The sequence below is a fragment of the Citrobacter sp. S46_ASV_140 genome (assembly GCF_018919545.1).
GTDB lineage: Bacteria > Pseudomonadota > Gammaproteobacteria > Enterobacterales > Enterobacteriaceae > Citrobacter > Citrobacter braakii.
On record NZ_JAHLRC010000136.1, the window covers coordinates 1 to 8,941 of the forward strand.

8 protein-coding genes are annotated in these 8,941 nt (G+C 51.3%); 4 read left to right on the plus strand and 4 right to left on the minus strand.

Translation table 11 applies throughout. The features are described 5' to 3' along the window. Nucleotides 1–125: 125 nt before the first annotated feature. Both KQJ19_RS20630 and dinQ read left to right on the plus strand, forming a co-directional pair. The gene (locus KQJ19_RS20630) at nucleotides 126–1,520 is read left to right on the plus strand and encodes a cytochrome-c peroxidase (RefSeq protein ID WP_216404067.1); all 1,395 of its coding nucleotides are present in this window, start codon (nucleotides 126–128) and stop codon (nucleotides 1,518–1,520) included. Nucleotides 1,521–1,901: 381 nt separating this feature from the next. Next, nucleotides 1,902–1,985, plus strand: a complete 84-nt coding sequence (gene dinQ, locus KQJ19_RS20635) for a damage-inducible type I toxin DinQ (protein ID WP_003837776.1) — start codon at nucleotides 1,902–1,904, stop codon at nucleotides 1,983–1,985. 66 nt (nucleotides 1,986–2,051) lie between these two features. Here the strand turns inward: dinQ and gorA are convergent, their stop codons facing one another. Both gorA and KQJ19_RS20645 read right to left on the minus strand, forming a co-directional pair. Then, nucleotides 2,052–3,404, minus strand: a complete 1,353-nt coding sequence (gene gorA, locus KQJ19_RS20640; protein WP_046274489.1) for a glutathione-disulfide reductase — start codon at nucleotides 3,402–3,404, stop codon at nucleotides 2,052–2,054. A 104-nt stretch (nucleotides 3,405–3,508) separates the two neighbouring features. After that, complete coding sequence (locus KQJ19_RS20645; protein WP_016154881.1) at nucleotides 3,509–4,351, minus strand: 23S rRNA (adenine(2030)-N(6))-methyltransferase RlmJ; 843 nt, start codon at nucleotides 4,349–4,351, stop codon at nucleotides 3,509–3,511. Nucleotides 4,352–4,565: 214 nt separating this feature from the next. Here KQJ19_RS20645 and prlC point away from each other — a divergent pair, with 214 nt between their 5' ends. Together prlC and rsmJ are read left to right on the plus strand one after the other, a co-directional pair. After that, complete coding sequence (gene prlC / locus KQJ19_RS20650; RefSeq protein ID WP_046274490.1) at nucleotides 4,566–6,608, plus strand: oligopeptidase A; 2,043 nt, start codon at nucleotides 4,566–4,568, stop codon at nucleotides 6,606–6,608. Nucleotides 6,609–6,616: 8 nt separating this feature from the next. Beyond that, the gene (gene rsmJ / locus KQJ19_RS20655) at nucleotides 6,617–7,369 is read left to right on the plus strand and encodes a 16S rRNA (guanine(1516)-N(2))-methyltransferase RsmJ (RefSeq protein WP_047501380.1); all 753 of its coding nucleotides are present in this window, start codon (nucleotides 6,617–6,619) and stop codon (nucleotides 7,367–7,369) included. 98 nt (nucleotides 7,370–7,467) lie between these two features. Here rsmJ and KQJ19_RS20660 read toward each other — a convergent pair whose 3' ends face one another. Then, on the minus strand, nucleotides 7,468–7,755 hold the full coding sequence (locus tag KQJ19_RS20660; RefSeq protein ID WP_029139725.1) for an HPr family phosphocarrier protein: 288 nt from the start codon (nucleotides 7,753–7,755) through the stop codon (nucleotides 7,468–7,470). A gap of 2 nt (nucleotides 7,756–7,757) precedes the next feature. Continuing rightward, the gene (locus tag KQJ19_RS20665) at nucleotides 7,758–8,930 is read right to left on the minus strand and encodes a mannitol dehydrogenase (protein ID WP_019078100.1); all 1,173 of its coding nucleotides are present in this window, start codon (nucleotides 8,928–8,930) and stop codon (nucleotides 7,758–7,760) included. Between the last annotated feature and the right edge of the window lie 11 nt (nucleotides 8,931–8,941).

Here is an 8,941-nt window from a genome sequence, read left to right on the forward strand (position 1 = left end):
ATTGCTTGATACTTATCAAAATAGTAATCCCCTCATTTCCTATGATGGTCAGGTCTGACAAAGACTGTCTATTAATTATTCTAATTTTCTGGGTCACAATAACTCACAACGGTGAGGGTAAAATAATGAAAATCATTACCCGTCTTACCGTGATTGCCATGGCTGGCGTCGCGGTTTGTTATTTTGGATTATCCGGTTATGTGTGGTATCACGATAATCAACGGAGTAAACAGGCTGATGTTCAGGCCTCTACGCTGGAAGAAAATAATAAAGTACTAGGGTTCTTACGTGAAAAAGGATGCGATTATTGTCACACTCCTTCGGCTGAATTACCTTTCTATTCTTCTTTTCCCGTCGCTAAGCAGTTGATGAATTACGATATTCAACTGGGATACAAATCATTCAATCTGGAGGCCGTTCGTGCGGCGCTGGTCGCGGATAAACCCGTTTCGCAAAGCGATCTGAATAAAATTGAGTGGGTGATGCAGTACGAGACCATGCCGCCGACGCGTTATACCGCACTGCACTGGGCTGGCAAAGTAAGCGATACGGAGCGAGCAGAGATCCTGGGCTGGATTGCGAAACAGCGTGAGCAGTACTACGCCAGTAACGATACTGCCACGCAGCATCGTAATGAACCTGTACAGCCGATACCGGAAAGCATCCCGACCGATGCCCGCAAAGTAGCGCTTGGTTTTACGCTTTACCATGACCCGCGTATTTCCGGCGACAGCACGATTTCTTGTGCGCACTGTCACGCCCTGAATGCGGGCGGCGTGGATGGCCGGAAAACGTCAATCGGTGTAGGCGGCGCGGTTGGCCCTATCAATGCGCCAACGGTATTTAACTCGGTCTTTAACGTTGAGCAATTCTGGGATGGCCGTGCGCCAACACTGCAGGCGCAGGCCGGTGGCCCACCGTTGAACCCTATCGAAATGGCGTCTAAATCCTGGGATGAAATTATCCAGAAACTGGACAAGGATCCGCAACTTAAGCAAGAGTTCATTGCCGTTTATCCGCAGGGATTCAGTGGGGATAATATTACCGATGCGATTGCTGAGTTTGAGAAAACGCTGATTACGCCAAATTCGCCGTTTGATAAATGGCTGCGTGGTGATGAAGCGGCCTTAACCGCTCAGCAAAAACATGGCTATCAGTTGTTTAAAGATAATAAGTGCGCGACCTGTCATGGCGGTATTATTTTAGGCGGACGTTCATTTGAGCCATTGGGGCTGAAAAAGGACTTTAATTTCGGCGAGGTCACTGCTGCAGATATTGGCCGCATGAACGTCACCAATGAATTACGTGACAAGCTGCGTCAGAAAGTCCCTGGATTGCGTAACGTTGCGCTGACTGCGCCTTATTTCCATCGCGGTGATGTGCCTACGCTCGACGGTGCGGTAAAACTGATGCTGCGTTATCAAGTGGGTAAAGAACTGCCGCAGGAAGATATCGACGATATCGTGGCATTCCTCGAAAGCCTTAATGGGGTATATACACCGTATATGCAGGGTAAATAATTTCTCTGTGGTCCAGATTCGGACGTAAAAAAACCGACTTCACGTCGGTTTTTTTACGCTTCAGCCCGAGTTGGTGGTTCTGGCCGAAGTGAGAGTTCCATCATCTAACGCTTCAATCGTATTACCTTACCGGTAGTATTGCAAGAATACGCTGGTTGTTTTGATTAAAACAACTGTATACTTATCCAGTTAGTTCTGAAGCATTTTCATTCCGGACGCGCGCTAAACGCTTTCTAAGTCCTGATCGGCTGTACGGGTGGTGCCGTTGGCCGATGCTCTGGCCGGAGTGAGAGTTCCATCATCTAACACTGGGACATGCGCCGTGACAGGCAATGGATGAGTAAGCGGATGCATTCTCACTCCATCTGATGGAGAAAACGGGTGATTGATAAAGCAATCATCGTTCTGGGAGCGTTAATCGCGTTGCTGGAGCTGATCCGCTATCTGCTGCAACTGCTGAACTGATAGCGGAAACGTAACTAAGGGCAAAGAGCTAACCCCTCTTTGCCCTTTAACATTCCTGAAGCGCGATTAACGCATGGTCACGAACTCTTCAGATGCCGTTGGGTGAATGGCAACGGTGTTATCAAAGTCTTTCTTGGTTGCGCCCATTTTCAGAGCGACCGCGAAGCCTTGCAGCATTTCATCCATCCCAAAACCAATGCCATGAATTCCGACAATCTTCTCTTCCGGACCGACGCAAACCAGCTTCATGCGGCACGGCTGACGGTGGGTGGTGACAGCGGTATACATCGCGGTAAACGATGATTTATACACTTTCACCTGATCATCGCCGTGCTGTTCGCGAGCCTGCTGCTCGGTCAGGCCCACGGTACCAATAGGCGGATGGCTGAAGACCACGGTCGGGATGTTGCTGTAGTCCAGATGCTCGTCCGGCTTGTTGTTAAACAGACGCTCGGACAGACGGCGGCCCGCGGCAACGGCAACCGGCGTCAGCTCAACGGCCCCGGTGTTATCGCCGACGGCATAAATACCCGGCACGCTGGTGTTCTGGAATTTATCAACGACGATGTAGCCTTTTTCGTTGGTTTTCACGCCAGTAACCGCCAGGTTGAAGTTGTCGGTGGCAGGTTCACGACCGATCGCCCAAATCAGGCAATCTACCGTTTCGCTACGACCATCTTCCAGTTGCAGGGTCAGGCTGCCATCAGCGTTTTTAACGACCGCTTTTGGTATCGCGTGAGTATGCAGAGTCGGGCCTTCGGCGTTCATCACCTCAACCAGCGTGTCGACGATCATTGGGTCGAAGCTGCGCAGCGGCGCGTGTTTACGCACGAACAGATGCGTTTGTGCACCCAGACCGTTAATTACGCCCGCCAGTTCAACGGCGATGTAGCCTGCGCCAACAACGGCCACGCGTTTTGGCAGCGCGGGCAGCTCAAAGAAACCGTCGGAGTCGATACCGTATTCCACACCCGGAATGCTTGGATGGCTCGGGCGACCACCGGTAGCAATCAAAATATGATCGGCAGTAATGGTTTCACCGTTCACTTCAATGGTTTTGGCATCCACAAAGCGGGCAAAGCCTTTAATCACATCGACATTATTTTTGCCCAGCACGTTGTCGTACGAGGTATGAATGCGATCAATATAAGCGGTACGCGTGGCGATCAGTTTATCCCAATCGAACTTATTGATGGTGGTGTCGAAACCGTAATCCGGCCCGTACATGTGGATTGCTTCGCGGACCTGTGCGGCATGCCACATCACTTTTTTCGGTACGCAGCCAACGTTAACGCAGGTGCCGCCTAGCTCTTTGGCTTCAATCAGCGCGCATTTCTGGCCGTACATTGCTGCACGGTTAATGGAGGCAATACCGCCGCTGCCGCCGCCAATAGCGATGTAATCATAGTGCTTGGTCATGACCGCTCCTTCATGTTCATTGTAGGGCGGGGAAGCGTTACGCCATCCGCCAAAATATTCGCGATTGTATACCTGAAATTAAAAGGTTCCACCGATGACTGCGATTACTCCGGCACGATCCAGCTTACCGACGTATGACCGGTTCCTGCCGGAACCAGTTTGCTGTGCAACCACGGCAGGACACTGTTCATCTGCTGCTCCAGCTTCCACGGCGGGTTTATTACAATCATGCCGGACGCCGTCATGCCGCGCTGATCGCTGTCCGGACGCACCGCCAGCTCAATCTGCAGAATTTTGCGGATACCGGTGTCTTCCAGGTCGTGGATCATGCGTTTGATTTGCTGGCGCAGAACTACCGGATACCACAGCGCATAGGTGCCGGTTGCGAAACGCTTATAGCCTTCGTTAATACCGGTCACCACCGCCTGGTAGTCGCTTTTGATTTCGTAGGGGGGATCGATAAGGATCAGCCCGCGACGGGAAACCGGCGGTAATTTTGCTTTTAGCTGCTGATAACCATCGGCTTTGGCCACGCGTGCGCGCTCATCTTTCTGGAATTCGCCGCGCAGCAAAGGAAAGTCGCTCGGGTGCAGTTCCGTTAATTGCAGGCTATCCTGTTCTCGCAGCAGCTGGCGAGCAATTAATGGAGAGCCGGGGTAGTAGCGCAACTGGCCGCTACGGTTGAAGTGCTTCACCACGCCAATGTAGGGTTCCAGTTCGGCAGGCAAATCGTCCTGCTGCCAGATACGGGCGATCCCTTCCAGATATTCACCGGTACGTTCGGCATGCTCACTGCTCAGCTGATAACGGCCTGCGCCAGCATGGGTATCCAGATAGAGAAACGGTTTTTCTTTCTCTTTAAGCGATTCGATGATCAGGCTCTGGACGGTGTGTTTAAGGACGTCGGCGTGGTTGCCAGCGTGATAACTGTGGCGATAACTCAGCATGGGTAAACGTGTTCCAGGTTATAAACGTAGGCCCGAAAACAGCGCAATATCGGGCGAAAATAAAGCGTATCGCCACAGTATACAGAAAAGTCGTCACTGCCGCGAAAGCGCAACGCCTGGCATTGAAATCCTCTACACTTAACCCCATTGTACAAATTAATATGCACAGCGCCGGATACGCGCTTCATTCACTCTTTTCAACAGGACCGCGCTAATGACCAATCCATTGCTGACCCCCTTCGAACTGCCGCCATTTTCTAAAATTCAGCCTGAGCACGTCGTGCCTGCCGTGACTAAGGCGCTGAACGATTGCCGCGAAAACGTTGAGCGAGTGGTTGCGCAGGGCGCGCCGTACACCTGGGAAAATCTTTGCCAGCCGTTGGCGGAAGTTGACGATGTGCTGGGGCGTATTTTCTCTCCGGTTAGCCACCTGAACTCGGTGAAAAACAGCCCGGAATTGCGCGAAGCCTACGAACAAACGCTGCCGCTGCTGTCTGAATACAGCACCTGGGTTGGACAACATGAAGGTCTGTACAAAGCGTACCGCGACCTGCGTGACGGCGATCATTACGCCACCCTGAACACTGCACAGAAAAAAGCGGTCGATAACGCGCTGCGCGATTTTGAGCTTTCTGGTATTGGTCTGCCGAAGGAAAAACAGCTGCGCTATGGTGAGATTGCCACCCGCCTGTCTGAGCTGGGCAATCTCTACAGCAATAACGTCCTCGATGCCACGATGGGCTGGACTAAGCTGGTGACTGATGAAGCGGAACTCTCCGGCATGCCGGAAAGCGCGCTGGCGGCTGCAAAAGCCCAGGCTGATGCTAAACAGCAGGAAGGCTACCTGTTAACGCTGGATATCCCAAGCTACCTGCCGGTGATGACCTACTGTGATAACCAGGGGCTGCGTGAGGAGATGTATCGCGCTTACTCCACTCGCGCGTCTGACCAGGGGCCAAACGCTGGTAAATGGGACAACAGCCCGATAATGGAAGAGATCCTCGCGCTGCGCCACGAGCTGGCACAGCTGCTGGGCTTTGAAAGCTACGCTTTTAAATCTCTGTCCACCAAAATGGCGGAAAACCCGCAGCAGGTACTCGACTTCCTTACCGACCTGGCGAAACGTGCCCGTCCTCAGGGCGAGAAAGAGCTGGCTCAACTGCGCGCCTTCGCGAAAGCGGAATTTGGTGTCGATGAGCTGCAGCCGTGGGATATCGCTTACTACAGCGAGAAACAAAAACAGCACCTCTATAGCATCAGCGACGAGCAGTTGCGTCCATACTTCCCGGAAAACAAAGCCGTTAACGGCCTGTTTGAAGTGGTTAAACGTATTTACGGCATTACCGCTAAAGAGCGCACTGATGTTGACGTCTGGCACCCGGAAGTACGTTTCTTCGAACTGTATGACGAAAACAACGAACTGCGCGGCAGTTTCTATCTTGACCTGTATGCCCGTGAACATAAACGTGGCGGGGCGTGGATGGACGACTGCGTCGGCCAGATGCGTAAAGCCGACGGTACGCTGCAAAAGCCTGTTGCCTACCTGACCTGTAACTTTAACCGCCCGGTGAACGGCAAACCCGCGCTGTTTACCCACGATGAAGTGATCACCCTGTTCCACGAGTTCGGCCACGGTCTGCACCATATGCTGACCCGTATCGAAACCGCCGGTGTTTCAGGTATCAACGGCGTGCCGTGGGATGCGGTCGAACTGCCGAGCCAGTTTATGGAAAACTGGTGCTGGGAGCCCGAAGCGCTGGCATTTATCTCTGGTCACTTTGAGACCGGTGAGCCGCTGCCCAAGGAGTTGCTGGATAAAATGCTGGCGGCGAAAAATTACCAGGCGGCGCTGTTTATTCTGCGTCAACTGGAGTTTGGCCTGTTTGATTTCCGTCTGCATGCGGAGTTTAACCCACAGCAAGGGGCGAAAATCCTCGAAACGCTGGCGGAAATTAAAAAGCAGGTCGCCGTGGTGCCGGGACCAACGTGGGGCCGCTTCCCGCATGCCTTCAGCCACATTTTTGCTGGTGGCTATGCGGCGGGTTACTACAGCTACCTGTGGGCCGACGTGCTGGCGGCGGATGCATTCTCTCGCTTTGAAGATGAAGGGATTTTCAACCGTCAAACCGGACAATCGTTCCTCGATAACATTCTCACCCGTGGTGGTTCTGAAGAGCCGATGGAACTGTTCAAGCGCTTCCGTGGCCGTGAGCCGCAACTGGATGCAATGCTGGAGCATTACGGGATTAAAGGCTGATTATTCACGTGAAAATCTGCTTAGTAGATGAAACAGGCGCCGGAGACGGCGCCTTATCTGTTCTTGCCGCCCGCTGGAATCTTACGCACGATGAAGATAACCTGATGGCGCTGGTGATGACACCGGAACATCTGGAACTGCGTAAACGTGATGAGCCCAAACTCGGCGGTATCTTCGTGGATTTCGTTGGCGGTGCGATGGCCCATCGGCGCAAATTTGGCGGTGGTCGCGGCGAAGCGGTGGCGAAGGCGGTTGGCATTAAAGGCGATTACCTGCCGGATGTGGTTGATGCGACTGCAGGGCTGGGGCGCGATGCGTTTGTGCTGGCCTCAGTAGGCTGCCGCGTGCGAATGCTGGAACGTAACCCGGTCGTGGCGGCTCTGTTGGATGATGGCCTGGCGCGAGGGTATGCTGACCCGGAAATCGGTCCGTGGCTGCAGGAACGTTTACAACTGATCCACGCCTCAAGCCTGACGGCGTTAACCGATATCACCCCGCGTCCGCAGGTGGTGTACCTCGACCCGATGTTTCCGCATAAGCAGAAAAGCGCGCTGGTAAAAAAAGAGATGCGGGTGTTTCAGTCGTTGGTGGGACCGGACCTGGATGCGGATGGGCTGCTGGAGCCTGCGCGTCAGCTAGCCACTAAACGTGTGGTAGTGAAGCGCCCGGATTACGCACCGCCGCTGGCGGATATCGCCACGCCGAACGCGGTAGTTACGAAAGGGCATCGGTTTGATATTTACGCGGGGACTCCTGAATAGCCTTTCCACTTAACTCGATCATGGGTGGTGGTCATCATAATGCTCCCAAATCTTCGGATGTTGGCGCTTATTTAAAAATAAGCGCCAATGATATTAGCTTATTCACCTAAACCATTTTCGATTTCGGCGCTAAGTTTTTGTAATGCAATTTGGGCATCTTCACCCAGGAATACGATATTGACTTCATGGCCTTTTTTTATACCCAGGGACATGAGAGCCATTAGACTCTTTGCATTTACGTATTTATCACTTCTTGCAAGATTTGCGATCTTAACTTCACATTTAAAGGGTTTTAATGTCGCAACCAGGTTTGCTCCTGGACGAGCATGTAGACCATGCTCATTTTTTATGATGAAACGAGCATTGCAATTGGCATCAGGCATCATAATTAACACTGTGTCGTTGGAATTAAATTTTCAGCATCCAGCGCTAAATATTGCTGTGCAACATTAAGCGTCACAGGGTGATTTTTAGGTAAGCCAATGATTTCGGCAGCGGTAGTCAGCAATCCCATTCGTTGCATTTTCTGTTGCAGTTTGACAGAGGCTTGATCGTCTTCGGCATAATAAGCAAGGCCGCAAGCGATCGCTTTTGTGAGGGGGGTGTAATCGAGGTCGTGTTTAAGACAAAGTTGCACTACACCCATTAAGCGATCCTGATAAGCCAATTTCCGAATAGGATCATAGGCGACACGATGAATCGAATCCGGGAGTTCGTTTTTAGCTTTAGGTAAGTACTCCAGATCTTTTAATGCTTCACGCGTGATTTGTGGGTATTCGGTCATTACCGCAGTAATTGTGACATCGTGTACCGCATTGGCCAAATCTGAAACCTGAGGATCGGCTGAGGCATCAGGAATGGTTTTGTAACCTTTCAGATGTCCATACCAGGCGGTAGTAGCGTGAGGGCCATTAATGGTAAATACTTTGATGTCTTTGAGCATTTCCAGATGTTCGCGTGGCTCTAGCCATTCCACACCACTGATGTCGTTATAAAGAGGAGTTTGAATGATCAATGAGGCAACGGCGGTGCTGTCTATCTGGGTTGCGTAGTGCGTTTTGGCATCGGTGGAGCGTCTGACAATTGAATCGCGGATCGCTACGTGGGTGTCGAACCATTGACGCGCTTCAGCAGATGGGATTGCGTCACGGTACCAGCCTTCAATATCTTTAATAATATGATTTTTATTTGTCAGGCAAATTAATGACATTTTTTTGTTTGGATCAATATGATATTGATGCTCAAAACATTTGCCAAGATACTGAGCGGATTCTGCAAAATCCTCTGGATAAAGTGGACACATAATGACAGACGACTCAAGAAAGTCATTCATGACAGAATAGTTGTCATCGGTCAAAAAAGCATTAAAGTTGGTGATCTCGTGTAAAATGATGTCATCAGTACGAAAAACCTGAACGGTATATTTGTTTTCACGGTTCAGTTCATCAATAACTCTTTGGTCTTTATCCAGAAATGTTATATCCCAGCCAGCATTGTCAAATGTTTCGCCCACAAAGCCTTTACCAAGGCGGCCAGCGCCTATAATTAATACGCGTTTCATTATAACTCCTC

What these genes read in the sequence shown, in the direction of transcription:
- KQJ19_RS20630 (WP_216404067.1), top strand. Translation starts at nt 126, where the DNA reads ATGAAAATCATTACCCGTCTTACCGTGATTGCCATGGCTGGCGTCGCG.
- gorA (WP_046274489.1), bottom strand. Translation starts at nt 3,404, where the DNA reads ATGACCAAGCACTATGATTACATCGCTATTGGCGGCGGCAGCGGCGGT.
- KQJ19_RS20645 (WP_016154881.1), bottom strand. Translation starts at nt 4,351, where the DNA reads ATGCTGAGTTATCGCCACAGTTATCACGCTGGCAACCACGCCGACGTC.
- prlC (WP_046274490.1), top strand. Translation starts at nt 4,566, where the DNA reads ATGACCAATCCATTGCTGACCCCCTTCGAACTGCCGCCATTTTCTAAA.
- KQJ19_RS20660 (WP_029139725.1), bottom strand. Translation starts at nt 7,755, where the DNA reads ATGATGCCTGATGCCAATTGCAATGCTCGTTTCATCATAAAAAATGAG.
- KQJ19_RS20665 (WP_019078100.1), bottom strand. Translation starts at nt 8,930, where the DNA reads ATGAAACGCGTATTAATTATAGGCGCTGGCCGCCTTGGTAAAGGCTTT.